Below are 17,433 nucleotides of genomic sequence, written 5' to 3'. Positions count from 1 at the left end.
ACAGGAGCGGTCACCGCGCCCGGGTGGCCTGAAGGAAGAGCTCCGCGCGGGTCCTCCGGGACTGCGCGGAGAGGAGCGGTCACCGCGTCTGGGCGGCGGCGGAGGAAAGCTGCGTAGGCCCCTCGGGACTGCGCGGAGAAGAGCGGCATCCGCGCCCGGGTGGCCGGGAGGAGGAGGGTCGCGCAGGGCTGACGGGGCTAGGCGGACAGGAGCGGTCATCGCGGCCAGGCGGCCTCCGGGAGAAGGGGGTGGGCGCACTGGGCTTTCGGGACTGGGCGGAGGAGGGGTTAGTGGGGTTGGGGGAGGTGGAGGGTGAAGGTTGTGGGGGTTGGGGTGGTGAGGGTGAGGCGGCCGTTTTCGGCTTCGGCGAGGGTGTGGGCCATGGGGAGGCCGATGCCGTGGCCTTCGTGGGTGGGGGTGCGGCGGAAGAGCGCGGTGGGGGTGGTGATCGTGCCCTCGTCGCGGACGTCGAAGGCGAGGGAGCCTGCGGCGTCACGGACGGTGAGGGCGACCGCGCCGGAGCCGTGTCTGAGGGCGTTGTCGAGGAGGACGGCGAGGATCTGGCGGACCGCGGCCGCCGACGCGGTGCTCGGGGGGAGGTCGGGGTCCACGGTGACGGACAGGGGGCGGCCGGTGGCGTCGCCGTCCCAGGTGTTGGCGAGCTCGGCGGTGAGGGCGGCGACGTCGAGGGGTGTGCGGCGTTCCGGGAGGTGGCGGGCGAGGGCGAGGAGGTCGGCGATGGTGTCCTCGAGCCGGTCGACCGTCTCGATCGCCTTGACGAGCGTCGGGGCGACGTCGCCCGACGGGTCGTCGAGCGCAGCCTCGAGGCGGAGTTTCAGGCCGGTGAGCGGGGTGCGCAGCTGGTGTGAGGCGTCGGCGGAGAACTCGCGCTCGCGGGTGATCAGGGTGTGCACGCGGTCGGCGGTCGCGTCGAGGCACGCCGCGGCGGCGTCGACCTCGGGGATGCCGCTGCGCCGGGTGCGCACGCTGAAGTCGCCCTCGCCGAGCCGGGTCGCGCTCACCGCGAGGTCCTCGATCGGCAGGGCGAGCCTGCGCGCCTGGAGCCTCGCGAGCAGCCAGGTCAGCGCGACGGCGACCGCCGCGATGCCGAGCATCAACAGCCAGGTTCCGGCGATCTCCCCATAAACCTCCCAGCGTGACGACACCGCCCGCACGACCGCGACTGCGGTGCCCTCGCCGACGACGGTGTCCTCCCCCACGATCGGGACCGCGACGACGAAGTCGAACGCGCCGTCGTCGCCCGCGACCTCGCCGACGAGCGCGTCGCGGACCGGTTCGTCGCCCTGCTCGGGGCCGGTTCCGGCGATCCGCCGGCCCGCCGCGTCGTAGAGGCCGAGGGCTACTTCGTCGTCGAGCTCGGGGAGCGGGGGGACGCCGCCGCGCAGGACGTCGGCGGAGATCGCGAGGGTCGCCTGGGTCGCGACGCGTTCCACCTCGCCGCGCTCGTCGGCGAGGGAGTAGCGCGCGACGCCCGCCGCGAGCGGCACCCCGAACAGGCTGATGGCGAGCACCGACGCGAGCACGCTCAGACTGACGATGCGTCTTCGCACCCTTTGTCCCTTCCCGTGCGCCCGCCCGGAACGCGGGCGTCCCGGCGCTGCCCTCTGGTTCCCGCTGGGAGCGCCCGGGTTCCGGGCCCAGGGACCGTCATCGGGTGGGGGTGTCCAGGCGGTAGCCGTGGCCGCGCAGTGTGGTGATGCCGGGCAGGGCCGCGCCGCGCTCGGCGGCGGCCGCCGCGAGCTTGCCGCGCAGCGCGGCGACGTGGACGTCGAGGGTCTTGGTCGGGCCGTGCCAGTGCGCGTCCCACACGTCGTCCATCAGCGCCTCCCGGGTGATCGCGGTGTCGGGCTCTGCGGCGAACCTGGCGAGCAGGTCGAACTCCTTGGGCCGCAGTTCGAGCACATGCCCGAGGACCGTGCAGCGCCGGGCCGCGGTGTCGACGGTGAGGTCGCCGATCACGACCCTGTCCTGCGCCGACGCGGCCGGAACCCCGCGCCGGAGGTGCGCCCCGACCCTGGCCAGCAGGGCGGCGAACCCGAACGGCTTGGTCAGGTAGTCGTCGGCCCCGGCCTCGAGGCCGACGACGACGTCCATCTCGTCTTGGCGCGCGGTCAGCATCACCAGCACGCACCCCGGCTGGACCCGCCGCATCCTGCGGCAGACCTCGATCCCGTCAAGGTCGGGCAACCCGAGATCCAGCAGCACAAGATCAAACCGCCGCGTCTCCGCCGCCCGAAGCGCCCCGAGCCCGGTCCGCTCCCAGACGACCCCGTGATCCCGCGCCCGAAGCCGCGACTCGAGCACATCACCGATCGTCTCGTCGTCCTCCACCACGAGCAACTCGGCCACACCCCCATGCTAAGCGCCCACCCCCCACCCCCCGAGCCCGTCCGCGCTCGGCGGAGTGCGCCGGGGTGGAACTCGCGGCGGGGTGCTCGGCGAGGGCAGGACTCGCGGCGGGGCGCTCGGCGGAGTGTGCGAGGGTGGGGCGCTCGGCGGGGGCGGGGCTCGCGGCCGAGTCAGCGGACGCGGCGAGAGCGGCGACGGCCGCGCACGCCGCACGCTCAGCGAACGCGGCGCGCGGCGGGGCCTGCGGGCTCGGCAGGGACGCGGCCCACCGCGATGTTAGCGGGCGTGGCGGAGGGGGGACTCGCGGCGGGGTGCTCGGCGAGAGGGGGGTCGGCAGAGGGGGCGAGGGCCGGGTGTGCGGGGGCAAGGTGCGTGGAGGGGTTGGCGGAGGGGGTCGGGGCGGGGTGGAGGAGGAGGGGGAGGGTGGTGGTGGTCCAGAGGAGGCCGAGGCACCAGCCGGCTAGGACGTCGGTGGGCCAGTGGACGCCCAGCCAGATGCGGGTGAGGCCGACGGTGATGGCCCAGGTGGCGATGAGGAGGCGGGCAGAAGGGCGGGGGAAGGCGGCGGCCAGGAGTACCGCGACGATTGTGGCGGAGGTGGTGTGGCCGGAGGGGAAGGCGTGGCCTGAGGCGAGGACCGCCCATGCCTCGCCGGGCGGGCGGGCCCGGGCGACGAGTTCGGCGAACCCGCGCCGGACCACGGCGCCCGCCACCAGGATGCCCGCGGCGATAAGCGCGCTTGCGACGCGTCGCCTTGGGGAGGCGTACGGGCCCGCTATGACGGTTCCGGCGAGGAGTGCGAGCAGCAGGGCGGGCAGGCCGACGCCCGTGGCGGTCAGCAGGGCGGCGCAGGTGTCGGCCCAGGGCGTCCGCTGGTCGAGTGCCCAGTCGTGCAGGAGCAGGTCGAGCTTGACGGGCCCGCCCTCGGCCGCGACGAGCAGGGTGAGGAACGCCAGGAGCACGCCGAGCGCGGTGTACGGCGGGCCCGGCGTGGTCCGGGTCGGTGTGGCGAGGTCGGTTCCGGCGAGCACGTCGGGGCTCCAGCCTGGTCGGCGCGGCGGCGTCCGCGCGAGCTTCGAGCACGGGCATCCGCGCTTCGTCGGGTTCGCCCCGAAGCTAGCCACCGGAAGGTTAGCGCCCGGCAAACGCCGAGACCGGGCGACCGAACCGGGAATATCCCGCCCTTCCCCCCGCGCTGCTCCCCTCGTGACGGAGGCGACGACCCACCCGGCCAACCCCGTGCCGTACCCGCCCGGGCCCGCGACACAGGCCCTCGACAACCCCGACCCAACCCCGAACTCCAACCCCCCATCCGAAACCCACCCCTCAAACGCCCTCACCCCGACCAGCACCCAGCCCTCGAACGCCCGCGTCCTGGGTGGTGGGCGGGAGTTGGGTGGGCGGGGGGGTTGGGAGTTGGGTGGGTTGTGGCGGGTGGGGGTGGGGGCTGGGGGTGAGGTTGTGGGGGGTGGTGCGCGGTGGGCGTTGGTGTTGGGCGGGGAGGTGCTGTTGGAGACGGCGGACGGGGTGCAGGGGCTCGGGGTGGGGGACGCGGTGCTGGTGGACGGGCGGACGGCGCATCGGATCGTGGCGGTCGAGGGGGCCGATGTGGTGGTCGCCGATCTGCGGCTCGTCGATCCGGTGTTGCGGCCGCCGAGTCCGCTCGTCGTGCGGGGGTTCAGTGAGCACCACGGCGGCGTCGCGGCGCTCGTCGGGATCTGCCAGCTCTCCGACGTGTGCCGGACGTCGCTGTTCGCCGCGAGCTACGGCAACCTCATCGGCGCGGCGATGACGTCGTCGTGGCTCGACCTTGAGGAACGTGACATTTCCCCCGATCCGGTCGTCGCCGAAGTCGTCGCGGCGGTCAGCGCGCAGCCCGGCGAGGCGTGGACGGTCGAGCGGATGGCACGTGTCGCGCATCTTTCCCGGTCGGCGCTGGGCGAGCGGTTCCGGCGCGCGGTCGGGCGCAGCCCCGTCGAGGTGCTGCGCGAGGTGCGGATGCGGGAGGCCCGCCGACTGCTCGGCGAGTCCTCCCATTCCGTGGAACATGTCGCGTTCGCCGTCGGGTACGGGTCCGCGGCGGCGTTCAGCCGGGCGTTCTCCGCGCACCACGGCCGCGCGCCGCAGGCGTGGCGTGACGCCTCAGCCTCGTGGGACCCGCAGCAGGGCGAAGAGCACCCCGGCCGCGACGGCGGCGGCGGCCCCGAGCAGCAGCGCGGCGGTGACGCCGTGCGCGTCGAGGAGCACGCCTCCTGACGCAGACCCGAGCGTGATCGCCACCTGGAACGCGGTCACCTGGAGCGCGACGGCCGATTCGGCGCGCTCCGGCTCGACCCGCGTCACCCACAGCTGGGTCGCGACGGGGACCATGTTGAACGCCAGGCCCCACAGCACGACGGCGACCGCGAGCAGCGCCGTCGCGTCGGCGGTCACGGTGATGAGGAGGCTCACCCCGAGCAGCAGCGGCGCGACGGTGACGACCGCGCGCAGCCGTCCGGCGAGACGCCCCGCCGCCAGGTTGCCGACGAGCCCGCCGACGCCCCACGCCAGCAGCAGCCACGTCGTGCTCCCCGCATCGACCTTCTCGATCACGACCCGGATAAACGGATATGCCGCGAAATTCCCGAATGCCACGAGCACGACACCGAGCACCCCCGCCATCAGCCGCCGGTTCGCGAGCGCCTTCCGCAGCATCGCCAGCCCCGCCGACGGGTGCGCCGGCACCGGCGGCAACGTCACCGCGACGGCCACGGCCGCCAGCGCGCTGAGCAGGGCCGCCCCCACAAAAACGCCGCGCCACCCGATCTCGTCCCCGGCCAGCGAGGCCAGCGGGATGCCCGCGATCGTCGCGACGGTGACGCCGAGCGCGATCGACGTGGAGACCGTGTGGTCACGTCCGGGAACGGCATGGGTGCCCGCCCCGAACGCGAACGACCAGAACCCGGCGATCGCGACGCCCAGCACAAGCCGTCCCAGCAGCAGGACGGCGAAGCCCGGCGCGACCGCCACGGCGAGGTTCGCCACGACCGACGCGACGAGCAGCCCGACGAGAACCGTACGCCGGTCGGTGCGCGGCAACAGCACCGCGATGCTCGGCGCGGTCACGGCCCCGGCGATCGCCGTCGCCGCGACGGCGAGGCCCGCGACGCCCTCGCTGACGCCGACGTCGGCGGCCATCGCGGGCAGCACGCTGGCGGGCAGGAACTCGCTGGCGACGAGCGCGCCGATCCCTGAGGCGAGCGCGGCGAGCGGCGGCCACCGCCGCGCCGACGCCGGTGGTCCTGCGGTCTTCGGGGAGTCGGGAAGGGAGGATCGAGTGCTCATGCCCTAGAGCCTCGCCTCCCCTCCCCCTTTCCGGTTGATCGCGTGACGCGCGCGCTTGATCGCACGGCCGGTCCTGCGATCAGTCCCGCAGACCGAGGACTCCCGCCGCGTTCTCCTTGAGGATGAGCGCGCGGGCGTCCTCCCCGATGTCGAGCCTGGCGAAGTCCGACAGCCAGCGGTCGGGCGTGATGAGCGGGAAGTCCGAGCCGAACAGCACCTTGTGCCTGAGCTGCCGGGACGCCGCCTTGACGAGCTGGGCAGGGAAGTACTTGGGCGACCATCCGGACAGATCTATGTAAACGTTCGCCTTGTGGGTGGCGATCGAGATTGCCTCGTCCTGCCAGGGCACCGATGGGTGGGCGAGCACGATCGTCAGTCCCGGGAAGTCGGCGGCGACGTCGTCGATGAGCATGGGGTCGGAGTAGCGCAGCTTGATCCCGCGCCCGCCGGGCAGGCCCGCGCCTATGCCGGTCTGACCGGTGTGGAACAGCGCGGGGACGCCGAGTTCCTGCAACGCCTCGTACAGCGGGTAGAAGGCAGTGTCGTTGGGGGCGAAAGCCTGGAGGCTCGGGTGGAACTTGAAGCCGCGCACCCCGTGGTCGGCGACGAGCCCGCGCGCCCTGGCGACGGCGTCGGCGGCGTGCGGGTCGACCGAGCCGAACGGGATGAGGACGTCGGGGTGCGCGGCGGCGGCGTCGGCGATCTCCGCGCTGGACAGGGCAGGGTGGCCGAGCGCGGTGGCGGCGTCGACGGTGAAGATCACCGCGGCCATCCTGCGTTCCCGGTAGTGCGCGGCGATGTCCGCGACGGTCGGGGTGCGGTTCTGTCCCGCGCGGAAGTAGGCGGCTGACGCGTCCATCAGCTCGCCGTCGAGGGCGAGATGTCCGTGGTTGTCCTGTTCGACGTGGACGTGGAAGTCGATCGCGGTCAGGTCGGCGACGTTCACGGGGTCGTCCCTCCGAGGGTCGTGGTTGCGGACTTGGCGGCGATGAGGAGCTGGAGGAGCTGATCGCGTTCGGCGACGAGGGCCGCCATGTCGACGCCGTCGAGTTCGGCGGCGACGCCGGTGACGATCGCGTTGACGAGGCCGGGGTTGAGGCGGGGGTCGCCCAGGTCGTCCCAGATCTGCTCGGTCGGCGGGCCGAGGTGTTCGAGGATGTGGGCGATACCTCCGGAGCCGCCGGAAAGGTGCTGGTTCACGAACGGGCCGAGCAGGGCCCAGCGCAGGCCGGGGCCGTGCGCGATGACCGCGTCGAGGTCGGCGACGGTCGCCGCACCCGTCGCGACGAGGTGGTACGCCTCCCGCCACAGCGCGGCCTGGAGGCGGTTCGCGAGGTGGCCGGGCAGCTCGCGGCGGACCCGGACGGGCCGTCTGCCGAGCGAGGCGTAGACCTCGGTCGCGGCGCGGACCGCCTCCTCCGACGTCGCCGCGCCCGGCACCACCTCGACCAGCGGGATCAGGTGCGGCGGGTTGAAGGGATGGCCGACCAGCACCCGCTCAGGGTGGCGGGCGCAAGCGCGCTGGATGCGGGACGGGGTGATGCCCGAGGAGCTGCTGGCCAGGACCGTCGCGGGCGGCGCGGCCTCATCGAGGGCGGCGAACAGCCGGTCCTTGAGATCGGGACGTTCCGGGCCATTCTCCTGGACGAAGTCGGCTCCGTCGGCTGCCTCGGCGGGGTCGTCCGTGAAGGAGAGGCGGGCGGCGTCCGGGGCGAGTCCGGCGCGCTCCAGCGCGGGCCGGTGCGCCGCGACGGCCTCACGCAACGCGTCCTCCGCGCCCGGGGCCGGGTCCGCCGCGACGACGTCGTGCCCGTGCGCGAGGAACAGCGCGGCCCAGCTCGCACCGATGACGCCGGTGCCGACGACCGCGGCCCTCACGCGCGCCGCCACGTGGTGAAGAAGTCGAGCGACGACGGGTCGGCGAGCACGTCACGGCTCGCGACGTCGGCGAACCGCGCGCCGCGCAGCAGCCGCTTGGCGGGGACCTCGAGCTTCTTGCCGGTCCGGTTGCGCGGCACGAGCGGGACGCGTTCGATCACGTCGGGCACGTGCCTGGGCGACAGCTGGGTGCGCAGCGCGGTCTTCAGACGGGCGCGCAGGGCGTCGTCGAGCTCGGTGCCGTCGGTCTGCACGAACAGCAGGAGCTCGCCGGGGCCGCCCTCGGCGTCCTCGAGGTGGACGACCAGGGAGTCGGCGATCTCGGGCAGCTCCTCGGCGACCGCATAGAAGTCGGCGGTACCGAGACGGACGCCCGCGCGGTTGAGGGTGGCGTCGGAGCGGCCCGCGACGAGGCAGTGGCCGTCCTCGGTGAACCGCACCCAGTCGCCGTGCCGCCAGACGCCCGGGTAGTCCTCGAAGTACGCGGCGCGGAGCCTTGTGCCGTCGGCGTCGCCCCAGAACCCCACGGGCATCGACGGCATCGGCTCGGTGATCACCAGCTCGCCCAGCTCGCCGACGACCTCGTTTCCCTCGGGGTCGAACGCCTTGGCCGCGACGCCGAGGCACGGGCCGGAGATCTCGCCCGCCCACACCGGCTGCCAAGGCGAGCCCTGGAGGATGCCGGTGCACACGTCGGTGCCGCCCGAGCCGACGTTGAGCAGCACCCGGTCGCCGAACTGCTCGCGCACCCAGTGGTAGCCCTCGGCCGCGAGCGGGCTGCCCGCCGCGCCGAGCTGGCGCAGCCGGGGAAGCGCGAACTCAGTGCCGGGGTTGATCCCGGCCTTGCGGCACGCCATCAGGTAACCGGGGCTGGTGCCCATGAGGGTCGCGCCGGTCTCCTCGGCGAGCCGCCACTGTTCGCGCAGGTCGGGGTGGGCGGGGTCGCCGTCGATCATGACGAGTGACGCGCGCCGGGTCAGCGCCGAGACCAGGGTGTTCCACAGCATCCACGCGGTCGTGCTGAACCAGAGCATCCGGTCGCCCGGGCCGAGGTCCCAGCTCAGCGCGTGGTTCTTCAGGTGTTCCAGGAGGATGCCGCCGTGGCCGTGCACGATCGCCTTCGGCAGGCCCGTTGTGCCCGAGGTGAAAAGGACGAACAGCGGATGGTCGAACGTGACGGGTGCGAAGCCCTCGTCGGCGGGGGCGTCGAGGAGGTCGTCCCAGGTGGGGGCGTCGGGGACGGTGAAGTCGCCGTAGGGGACGGCGACGGTGTGGACGAGGGTCGGCAGGCCGGCGCGGAGTTCGGCCACCTCGGCGGTGCGGTCGACGTCGCGGGAGCCGTAGCGGTAGCCGCCGATCGTCAGCAGGACCTTGGGGGTGAGCTGGCCGAACCTGTCGATGACGCTGCGCGCGCCGAACTCGGGGGCGCAGGAGGCGAAGATCGCGCCGAGGCTGGCGGTCGCGAGGAAGGCGACGAGCGTTTCGGGGATGTTCGGGAGATAGGCGACAACTCGGTCGCCGGGGCCCACGCCGAGGCGCTTGAGCCCCGCCCGTGCCCTGGCCACCTGGGCGCGCAGTTCGCCGAAGGTCAGTGCGAAGCCGGGACGGGTCTGCGAGCGCGCCACGATCGCGATCTCGTCGGCGTCCTCGGGCAGGCCGAGCGCGTGCTCGGCGTAGTTGAGGGTCGCGCCCGGGAACCAGCGCGCGCCGGGCATCGCGCGGCTGTCCAGGACGGCGGTCGGCGGGGTGTGCGGGCGGACGCCGCAGTACTCCCAGATCGAGGACCAGAAGCCGTCGAGGTCGGTGACCGACCAGGTGTGCAGCGCGGTGTAGTCGGCGAACTCGAGGTTCCGTTCCGCCTTGAGCCAGGAGACGTAACGGCCGATGCCGCTGTGCTCCCAGCCTTGGGGGGTCGTCAGCGGGGCCGTCATCGGGTCACCTTTCCTGCCTTGCCTTCCAGGAACGCGCGCATGCGCGCCTGGGCGTCCTCGCTGCCCGCCGCCACCGCCGACATCAGCGACTCAAGAAGATAGCCCTGCTCGGGGGCGGCCTCGGCGATGCGCGGGAGGGCGCTGAGGACGGCGAAGTTCGAAACCGGGGCGTTCTGGGCGATCTTCTCGGCGAGTGCGACGGCCTTGGCCAGGCCGTCGCCGGGGCCGACGAGGTAGTGGGACAGGCCCGCCGCCTGGCCTTCGGCGGCGTCGAGGACGCGTCCGGTGAGCATCATGTCGGTCATCCGGCTCGCGCCGATCAGCCTGGGCAGCCGTACCGAGCCGCCGCCCCCGACGAACAGCCCTCGCTGGCCCTCGGGCAGCGCGTAGAACGTCGACTCTTCCGCGACGCGTATGTGCGCGGAGGCAGCGAGTTCAAGGCCGCCGCCGATGACGGCTCCGTGCAGGGCGGCTACGACGGGCAGTGGGCCCGCCTCGATCCGGTCGAAGACCCTGTGCCACATGAGGGAGTGCCGGACGCTCTCCCAGGTGGAGGTCTCGGTGAGGTCCGAGAGGTCGAGGCCCGCGCAGAAGTGCGGGCCCTCGGCGGCGAGGACGACCGCGCCGACGCCGTCGGGCGGTGCGCTGAAGAACCGCTCGACGGCGAGGATCGTCGCGGTGTCGAGCGCGTTGCGCTTCTCCGGACGGGTCAGCCGCAGGACGGCGACGCGTCCCTCGGTCTCCACGCTCAAAAGGGGCACTTCTCCTCCAAATCATCAGGAATCCTGATATCAGGGTTCCTGATGATGCCAGCGGTGGAATCGGTTGTAAACGCCTCGGGGCTAAGCTGTGCGCCGGGGATCTTCGAACGGCGTCGAGCGGAGGCGGACATGGCACAGCCCTCGCTGCTGTACTCGATCAAGCAGGTGGAACTGGCGACGCGGGCCCGTCTTGACGAGCTGCTGAAGCCGTCGGGGCTGACGACGCTGCAGTACACGGCGCTCACCGTGCTGGAACGCCGCGACGACATGTCCGGCGCGGAACTCGCGCGGAACTCCTTCGTCACCCCGCAGTCGATGGCCGACGTCATCGCCGCCATCGAACGCCGCGGCTACGTCACCCGCTCGGTGGACCCGGCCAACCGCCGCCGCCACATCCTCCGCCTCACCCCGGCGGGCCGCGCCTTCCTCGCCGACTACGCCGCCCCCGTAGCCGCCCTCGAAGCCGAAATGCTGAAGTCCTTCACCCCCGCCGACCGCGAAACCTTCCGCGACTACCTCAACCGAGCCCGCACCGCCCTCACCTGACCCAGACCTCCGCCGCACCCGGCTTGTGGGGGTTTGCGCGGACCGCGCACCTCCCGACTTCCACCCGCCCAGCTCGTGGGGCTTACTCGGGTCGCGCATCACCTGACCTCGGATGCGTCAAGCTTGTGGGGTTTGCGTGGGTTGGGCATCTGTGGTGTCATCGGTGATGACACCACAGATGCGGAGGGGTGGGTGTGGCGGGGAAGAGGCTTTCGCGGGAGTTGATCGTTGAGGCGGGGGTCAGGGTCGCGGCGCGGGGGGAGCCCGACGGGCTGACCGGGCGGGCGCTGGGAGCCGAACTCGGGGCCGACCGGTCGGCGGTGTGGCGGCACTTCGCGGACCGTGACGCGCTGCTGCTCGCCGTCGGGGACCGGCTGCTGGAGATCGCCGCGGCGCGGGTGCCCGAAGGGCTCGGACCGCGCGAGCGGCTCCAGACCCTCGCGCGGAGCGTGGTCGACGTCTACGTCGCGCACCCCTACGTGGGCGCGGCGATCGCGTGCCGGGTGACGCGCGGGCCGGGCGAGTTCGCCGTGGTCGAGCTGATGCTGAGCGCGCTTGAGGAGATCGGCCTACGCGGCGCGCAAGCCGCGCTGCACCAGCGGATGCTCGCCGAAGCGATCCTCGCGTACGCGGGGACGCGGGCGGGCTACGCCGTCCTGCCCGAACACGTCAGGCAGGGCGACGAGCAGGCATGGGCGGGCGCGTACGCGACGCTCCCGGCCGAGCGCTACCCCGCGATCGCCGAGCACCTCCCCCACCTCGCCGTCCAGGACGACGACAGGGTGCTCACCATGCTCCTGCACGCGCTGTGGCTCTCGGTCGCCGCCGCCGTCGCCGCCGAGACCTGACCGACCCTGAGAAGGAGCCCCCGCCGATGGAAACCCCCGCCCCCGCGCGCACCGGAAGGCGCGGCGTGCGCCGCGCGCTGATCGCCGTCCCGGTGGCGCTCGCCGTCCTTACGGGAGCCGCCTACGCGACGACCGCGATCATGGACGTGCCGCCGCCGCACACCCTGTACAAGGTGCAGACGACCGAGCCGTCACGGTGGGGCGACCTCTTCCCCGCCCGTACCGTCGCGGCGGCCGAGGAGCCGTCGCCGCTTGAGCCGACGGCGTGGACCGCACCGGAGACCGTGCCGTGGGAGGGCGGGACGATCCCGTTCGAGGAGTTCCTCACCACCACCCACACGAACGCCTTCATCGTGCTGCGCGACGGCAAGATCGGCTACGAGTGGTACCGCGACGGCGTCACCGACTCGACCCCGCTGTCGTCGTGGTCAATGGCCAAGTCCGTCGTATCCCTCCTTGTCGGGCAGGCCATCGAGAGGGGCGAGCTCGCCGAGGACGACAGGCTCACCGACCTCCTCCCCGAGCTCAAGACCGACGGCGACTACGCGAAGATCACCATCCGGGACCTCCTCGACATGGCGTCCGGCGTCGACGTCTCGGAGAACTACAAGGTCTACTGGCCCTTCACCGGCACCGCCCGCATGTACCTCACCCACGACCTGCCGGGCTTCGTCGCCGACCACCGCGCGGTCTCCTACACCCCCGGCAGCCGCGCGACCTACCGCAGCGTCGACACCCAGATCCTCGGCCTCGTCCTCACCCGCGTCACTGGCCGCCCCCTCGCGGACCTCCTGTCCGACCGCATCTGGCGTCCCCTGGGCGCGGAGCATCCCGCCACCTGGAACCTCGACCACCCGGACGGCACCGAAAAGGCGTACTGCTGCCTCAACGCCACAGCCCGCGACTACGCCCGCCTGGGCCGGCTCATCCTCAACAACGGCAGCTCTGCCACTACCCAGATCATCCCCCCGGCCTGGATCACCCGCATCTCCACCCCCTCCCCCCACAAGATCACCGACTGGGGCTACTCCGCCCAGTGGTGGCACCCCTCAGGCTCCACCACCGACTTCTCCGCCCTCGGCATCCACGGCCAATACCTCTACATCAACCCCCCGACCCGAACCGTCATCGTGAAACTCAGCGACCACGGCACAGAACAAGACGAACAATCCACCTTCACCGCCTTCCGCTCCCTCCCCTGACCCCCGACAATCGTGACCCCTTCCGCCTGCACGGGCCCCGCCTGTCGTGGTACTCGGAGGGGGTCGCGGTTCCGGGAATCCGGGAGCGCGGGCGGGATGGGTACACTTGTGCGGAACGGAGATTCTGGGAGGGTGGCGTGGGGGCGGACGTGACGGTGGGCGGGGGTGGGGAAGGCGCGGGGACGCGGTTTCCACAGGAGTTGATGTATGCGGCGGCGCAGCAGTACTACCTGGAGGATGCGAATCAGGCGGACATCGCGCGGCGGCTTGGGGTCAGTCGGGCCACGGTGAGCAGGCTGCTCACTGAGGCTCGGCGGCAGGGGATTGTGGAGATCCGGGTGCGGCGGCCTGTGGGGGTCGACGGGGGAAGGTTGGCGGCTGAGGTCGCTGAGGCCGTGGGGTTGCGGCAGGCTTATCTTGTGCCGAAGGCCGAGGGGGCGAGGCTCGGGCCGTGGCTTGCGCCGGGGGTGGCGCGGGCGCTCGGGGGGGTGGGGTTGATGCCGGGGGACGTGATCGTCGTGTCGTCCGGGTCGACGGTTTATGAGTGCGCACAGGAGGACCTCGGGCACTTTCCGGGGGTGATGGTGGCTCCAGCCGTCGGGGGGCAGGAGGAGCCGCAGCCCTGGTTCCAGACCAATGAGACGACGCGGATTCTCGCGGAGCGGCTTGGCGGGGTGCCGAGTTATCTGTATGCGCCCGCGCTGCCCGGGCCCGCGCTGTTCGGGTCGTTGCAGGACGAGCCCTCGTTCCGGCGGATCAACGAGCTGTGGGGGCGGGCCAAGTGCGCGCTCGTCGGGGTGGGGGCCGCGCCGCTGATGCGGCAGGTGCTGCCGTCGTTCGTGCCGTCCGACGCGCCGAGCCTGCGCAACGCCGTCGGCGACGTGTGCTCGCGGTTCTACGACCAGGACGGGCTGCCCGTCTCCTACCCGGGCAGCGACAGGGTCGTCGCGACGAGCCTCGCCGACCTGCGCCGGGTGCCGGTCTCGATCGCCGTCGCGGTCGGCCAGGAGAAGATCCCCTCGATCCTCGCGGGCGCGCGCGGCGGCTACTTCAACGTCCTGGTCAGCGACGTCCCCACCGCCGAAGGGCTCCTCGCCGCCGCCCGCCCCCGCTGACCCCGCCTCCCCGCACAGACCCGGCTGTGGCGTGCCCTCTCGTGGGCGCCGCCGGCGGGGGTTTGCACATTCGTTCGGTGGGGTTTGGGGGGGTTTGGGGGGACGGGGAGTGGGTTGAGCTGCGCATACTCTGGGTTTGTCCGGTTTGGGGGTTGGGCAGGGCCTGAACAGGTGTGCTGGACATTTGTTCCGGATGGGCGCTACCGTGTCGGCACCACGGGACCGACCCTCGAGGGCCCGTGCCACCCCGGAGCCGAGGCCGTCGCGGGAAGTCCCGTCCGGCGCCCGGTAAGTAAGGAAGTCATCGTGAAGAAAGTTCAGCTGCGGGCCGCGGCGCTCGCGGTCTCCGCGCTCGTCGCCGTCTCCTCCCTCGCCGCGTGTTCGTCGGACGGGGACGCCGGCTCGGGCGGCGGAGGCGGCGCGAAGGTCGCCTTCCTGATGCCCGACCTGGCCTCCACCCGCTACGAGCTCCAGGACAAGCCGCTGTTCGAGGCGAAGATGAAGGAACTCTGCCCCGACTGCAAGGTGATCTACCAGAACGCCGACTCCGACGCCGCCAAGCAACAGCAGCAGGCGGACTCGGCGCTCGCGCAGGGCGCGAAGGTCATCGTGCTCGACCCGGTCGACTCCGCCGCCGCGGCGAGCATCGTCAAGACCGCGCAGTCGCAGGACGCCGCCGTGATCGCCTATGACCGGCCCATCCCCGACGCGGCCGCCGACTACTACGTCTCGTTCGACAACGAGAAGATCGGCTCGCTCATCGCCGAGTCGCTCGTCACGCACCTGAAGGAGACCAAGGCCGAGGGCGGCATCCTCCAGGTCAACGGCTCCCCCACCGACGCGGCGGCCGGCCTGATCAAGAAGGGCATCCACAGCGCGGTCGACCCGAGCGGCTTCAAGCTGCTCGCCGAGTTCGACACCCCCGACTGGGACCCGGCCAAGGCGCAGAACTGGGTGAGCGGCCAGGTCGCCCAGTTCGGCGACGAGATCGCCGGCGTGGTCGCGGCCAACGACGGCACGGGCGGCGGCTCGATCGCGGCGTTCAAGGCCGCGGGCAAGCCCGTCCCGCCGATCACCGGCAACGACGCCGAGGTCGCGGCCGCCCAGCGGATCATCTCCGGCGACCAGTACAACACGATCTCCAAGCCGATCAAGATCGTCGCCGAGGCGTCGGCCGTGATCGCGCACGCGTTCGTCAAGGGCGAGAAGCCCGCGGGCAAGACCACCCTGTACGACACGCCTTCCGAGCTGTTCGTCCCGACCGTCGTGACCCGGGAGAACGTCAAGGAGGTGCTGTTCGACAGCGGGATCATGAAGGCCGCCGACGTGTGCACCGCCGAGTACGCCAAGCCCTGCGCCGAGCTCGGCATCAAGTAACGCCCGTGGCGCGCGCCGCCGTGCCCGCGGCGCGCGCCTCCTCGTCAAGGAGCCCTCCATGACCGCGAACCCCGCGGAGCAGGTGCTGTCCCTGCGCGGAATCAACAAGTCGTTCGGCGCGGTCGCCGCGCTGACCGACATCGAGCTGGACGTCGCCGCCGGTGAGGTCGTCGCGGTCGTCGGCGACAACGGCGCGGGCAAGTCGACGCTGGTGAAGATCCTTTCCGGCGTCCACCCCGCCGACTCCGGGACGATCACGTTCGCCGGACGCCAGGTCGACATCCCGACGCCGAAGGCAGCGCAGAAGCTCGGCATCGCCACGGTCTTCCAGGACCTCGCGCTGTGCGAGAACCTGAACGTGATCGAGAACCTGTTCCTGGGCCACGAGCTGCGTCCCGCGCGTCTCGACACCGTCGCGATGGAGACCCGCTCCTGGGAGCTGCTGCGCCAGCTGTCGGCGAAGATCCCGACGGTCAGGGTCCCGGTCGCCGCGCTGTCGGGCGGCCAGCGCCAGACCGTCGCGATCGCCCGCTCGCTGCTCGGTGACCCCAGGATCATCATCCTTGACGAGCCCACCGCCGCGCTGGGCGTCGCGCAGACCGCCGAGGTGCTGAACCTCATCGAGCGGCTGCGCGAGAACGGCCTCGGCGTGATCATGATCAGCCACAACATGGCCGACGTGAAGGCCGTCGCCGACAAGGTGGCGGTGCTCAGGCTCGGCCGCAACAACGGGACCTTCGACGTCGCCGAGGTCTCCCCCGAGGACATCATCGCCGCCATCACCGGCGCGACCGACAACGTCGTGACGCGCCGGGCGGCAAGGCGGCACAGCACGGAGGGAGCGCGCCCGTGAGCGTGACGACCGATCTTCAGGACGAGCGCCTCAAGGCGCGTGACGGTCTGGGCGGCGCGGTCGCCGGCGTCATGGACCGGGCCCGTCAGGGCGAGCTCGGCATGCTCCCCGTCATCGTCGGCCTGGTCATCATCTGGACGGTGATGCAGGCGCTCAATCCCGTGTTCCTGTCGAGCGCGAACCTCGTCAACCTGACGATGGAGTCCGCGGCCGTCGGGATCATGGCGCTCGGCATCGTGTGCGTGCTGCTCGTCGGCGAGATCGACCTGTCGGTCGGCTCGGTGAGCGGCCTTTCCGCGGCGATCCTCGCCGTGCTGTTCGTGAACCAGGGCCTGCCCGCGATCGTGGCGGTGCTCGGCTCGATCGTCATGGGCGTGGTCGTCGGCTGGATCTACGCGCAGGTGTTCAGCAGGTTCGGGGTGCCGAGCTTCGTCATCTCGATGGGCGGCCTGCTCGGGCTGCTCGGCCTCCAGCTGTACGTGCTGGGCACCAAGGGCTCGATCAACCTGCCGTTCGACTCGGGCCTCGTGCACTTCGCGCAGCTCGCGTTCGTGCCCGCATGGCTGTCCTATGTTCTGGTCGCGGCGGGGTCGGTGTGGCTGTTCGCCAGCGGGTTCCTGCACGCCCGCGCGCGGGCGGCGGCCGGGCTCTCCGCGACGGGCACCGGCTTCCTCGTCGCCCGGAGCGTCGCGCTGCTCGTGGTCGTCGGGTTCGCGGTCTGGTACCTCAACCAGGCGCGCGGCGTCGGCTGGATGTTCGTGCTGTTCCTCGCGCTGGTGCTGGTCATGCACTACCTGCTCACCCGGACGAAGTGGGGCAAGTCCGTCTACGCGGTGGGCGGGAACGTCGAGGCGGCGCGGCGCGCGGGCATCAACGTCAGACGCGTCTACACCTCGGTGTTCATCGCCTGCTCGACGTTCGCGGCGGTCGGCGGCATCCTCATGGCCTCGCGCCTCGCGGCCGCCAACCAGAGCAGCGGCACCGGCGACGTCAACCTCAACGCGATCGCGGCGGCCGTCATCGGCGGCGTCAGCCTGTTCGGCGGGCGCGGCAGCGCGTGGGGCGCGCTGCTGGGCATCATCGTGATCCAGTCGATCTCCAGCGGGCTGACGCTGCTCAGCCTCGACTCCTCGATCCGGTTCATGGTGACGGGCCTCGTCCTGCTGCTCGCGGTCGTCATCGACTCCGTCGCCCGCAAGTCGCGCACGTCGGCGGGCAGGGGCTGACC

At 72.2% G+C, this 17,433-nt stretch carries 16 protein-coding genes and 1 pseudogene; 9 read left to right on the top strand and 8 right to left on the bottom strand.

Annotation, left to right across the window (positions count from 1 at the left end):
* Nucleotides 1-287 precede the first annotated feature (287 nt).
* The 3 genes from R9X44_RS30865 to R9X44_RS30855 form a co-directional block, all read right to left on the bottom strand.
* Entirely contained in the window at nucleotides 288-1,571 is a 1,284-nt protein-coding gene (locus R9X44_RS30865) for a HAMP domain-containing sensor histidine kinase (protein WP_319817864.1), read from the bottom strand.
* A 97-nt stretch (nucleotides 1,572-1,668) separates the two neighbouring features.
* Nucleotides 1,669-2,370, bottom strand: coding sequence for a response regulator transcription factor (locus R9X44_RS30860; RefSeq protein WP_319817863.1), 702 nt, complete (start codon nucleotides 2,368-2,370; stop codon nucleotides 1,669-1,671).
* 215 nt (nucleotides 2,371-2,585) lie between these two features.
* Nucleotides 2,586-3,494 carry a phosphatase PAP2 family protein gene (locus tag R9X44_RS30855; RefSeq protein WP_319817862.1) on the bottom strand — a complete coding sequence of 303 codons (909 nt, stop codon included), beginning with the start codon at nucleotides 3,492-3,494 and terminating at the stop codon, nucleotides 2,586-2,588.
* Nucleotides 3,495-3,879: 385 nt separating this feature from the next.
* Here R9X44_RS30855 and R9X44_RS30850 point away from each other — a divergent pair, with 385 nt between their 5' ends.
* Complete coding sequence (locus R9X44_RS30850) at nucleotides 3,880-4,626, top strand: helix-turn-helix transcriptional regulator (RefSeq protein ID WP_319817861.1); 747 nt, start codon at nucleotides 3,880-3,882, stop codon at nucleotides 4,624-4,626.
* Here the strand turns inward: R9X44_RS30850 and R9X44_RS30845 are convergent.
* The 5 genes from R9X44_RS30845 to R9X44_RS30825 form a co-directional block, all read right to left on the bottom strand.
* Nucleotides 4,513-5,694 carry an MFS transporter gene (locus R9X44_RS30845; RefSeq protein WP_319817860.1) on the bottom strand — a complete coding sequence of 394 codons (1,182 nt, stop codon included), beginning with the start codon at nucleotides 5,692-5,694 and terminating at the stop codon, nucleotides 4,513-4,515. The genes R9X44_RS30850 and R9X44_RS30845 overlap by 114 nt on opposite strands.
* Before the next feature lie 79 nt (nucleotides 5,695-5,773).
* Nucleotides 5,774-6,640 carry an amidohydrolase family protein gene (locus R9X44_RS30840; RefSeq protein ID WP_319817859.1) on the bottom strand — a complete coding sequence of 289 codons (867 nt, stop codon included), beginning with the start codon at nucleotides 6,638-6,640 and terminating at the stop codon, nucleotides 5,774-5,776.
* Nucleotides 6,637-7,572 carry a 3-hydroxyacyl-CoA dehydrogenase NAD-binding domain-containing protein gene (locus R9X44_RS30835; RefSeq protein WP_319817858.1) on the bottom strand — a complete coding sequence of 312 codons (936 nt, stop codon included), beginning with the start codon at nucleotides 7,570-7,572 and terminating at the stop codon, nucleotides 6,637-6,639. The genes R9X44_RS30840 and R9X44_RS30835 overlap by 4 nt, the downstream gene beginning before the upstream one ends.
* Complete coding sequence (locus tag R9X44_RS30830; protein ID WP_319817857.1) at nucleotides 7,569-9,503, bottom strand: acetoacetate--CoA ligase; 1,935 nt, start codon at nucleotides 9,501-9,503, stop codon at nucleotides 7,569-7,571. Before R9X44_RS30830 ends, R9X44_RS30835 begins: the two co-directional genes overlap by 4 nt.
* Nucleotides 9,500-10,249 carry a crotonase/enoyl-CoA hydratase family protein gene (locus R9X44_RS30825; protein WP_319817899.1) on the bottom strand — a complete coding sequence of 250 codons (750 nt, stop codon included), beginning with the start codon at nucleotides 10,247-10,249 and terminating at the stop codon, nucleotides 9,500-9,502. Before R9X44_RS30825 ends, R9X44_RS30830 begins: the two co-directional genes overlap by 4 nt.
* Before the next feature lie 144 nt (nucleotides 10,250-10,393).
* Here R9X44_RS30825 and R9X44_RS30820 point away from each other — a divergent pair, with 144 nt between their 5' ends.
* From R9X44_RS30820 to R9X44_RS30785, 8 genes and pseudogenes are all read left to right on the top strand, one after another.
* The gene (locus tag R9X44_RS30820) at nucleotides 10,394-10,810 is read left to right on the top strand and encodes a MarR family winged helix-turn-helix transcriptional regulator (protein WP_319817856.1); all 417 of its coding nucleotides are present in this window, start codon (nucleotides 10,394-10,396) and stop codon (nucleotides 10,808-10,810) included.
* A gap of 194 nt (nucleotides 10,811-11,004) precedes the next feature.
* Entirely contained in the window at nucleotides 11,005-11,658 is a 654-nt protein-coding gene (locus R9X44_RS30815; RefSeq protein ID WP_319817855.1) for a TetR/AcrR family transcriptional regulator, read from the top strand.
* A 26-nt stretch (nucleotides 11,659-11,684) separates the two neighbouring features.
* Nucleotides 11,685-12,860 carry a serine hydrolase gene (locus R9X44_RS30810; RefSeq protein ID WP_319817854.1) on the top strand — a complete coding sequence of 392 codons (1,176 nt, stop codon included), beginning with the start codon at nucleotides 11,685-11,687 and terminating at the stop codon, nucleotides 12,858-12,860.
* Between the two features lie 203 nt (nucleotides 12,861-13,063).
* Nucleotides 13,064-13,195, top strand: a pseudogene (locus R9X44_RS30805) (helix-turn-helix domain-containing protein); the annotation flags it as partial.
* 36 nt (nucleotides 13,196-13,231) lie between these two features.
* A complete protein-coding gene (locus tag R9X44_RS30800; RefSeq protein WP_319817898.1) occupies nucleotides 13,232-13,975 on the top strand; it encodes a sugar-binding transcriptional regulator in 744 nt (247 codons plus the stop codon).
* A 306-nt stretch (nucleotides 13,976-14,281) separates the two neighbouring features.
* Nucleotides 14,282-15,352: a sugar ABC transporter substrate-binding protein gene (locus R9X44_RS30795; RefSeq protein WP_319817853.1), complete on the top strand. Its 1,071-nt coding sequence runs from the start codon at nucleotides 14,282-14,284 to the stop codon at nucleotides 15,350-15,352.
* Between the two features lie 58 nt (nucleotides 15,353-15,410).
* A complete protein-coding gene (locus R9X44_RS30790) occupies nucleotides 15,411-16,205 on the top strand; it encodes an ATP-binding cassette domain-containing protein (RefSeq protein ID WP_319817852.1) in 795 nt (264 codons plus the stop codon).
* Nucleotides 16,202-17,431: an ABC transporter permease subunit gene (locus R9X44_RS30785; RefSeq protein WP_319817851.1), complete on the top strand. Its 1,230-nt coding sequence runs from the start codon at nucleotides 16,202-16,204 to the stop codon at nucleotides 17,429-17,431. Before R9X44_RS30790 ends, R9X44_RS30785 begins: the two co-directional genes overlap by 4 nt.
* Nucleotides 17,432-17,433 lie beyond the last annotated feature (2 nt).

It is taken from the genome of Actinocorallia sp. A-T 12471, from assembly GCF_033875155.1.
GTDB lineage: Bacteria > Actinomycetota > Actinomycetes > Streptosporangiales > Streptosporangiaceae > Actinocorallia.
This window is presented reverse-complemented; position numbering and strand designations above follow the sequence as displayed.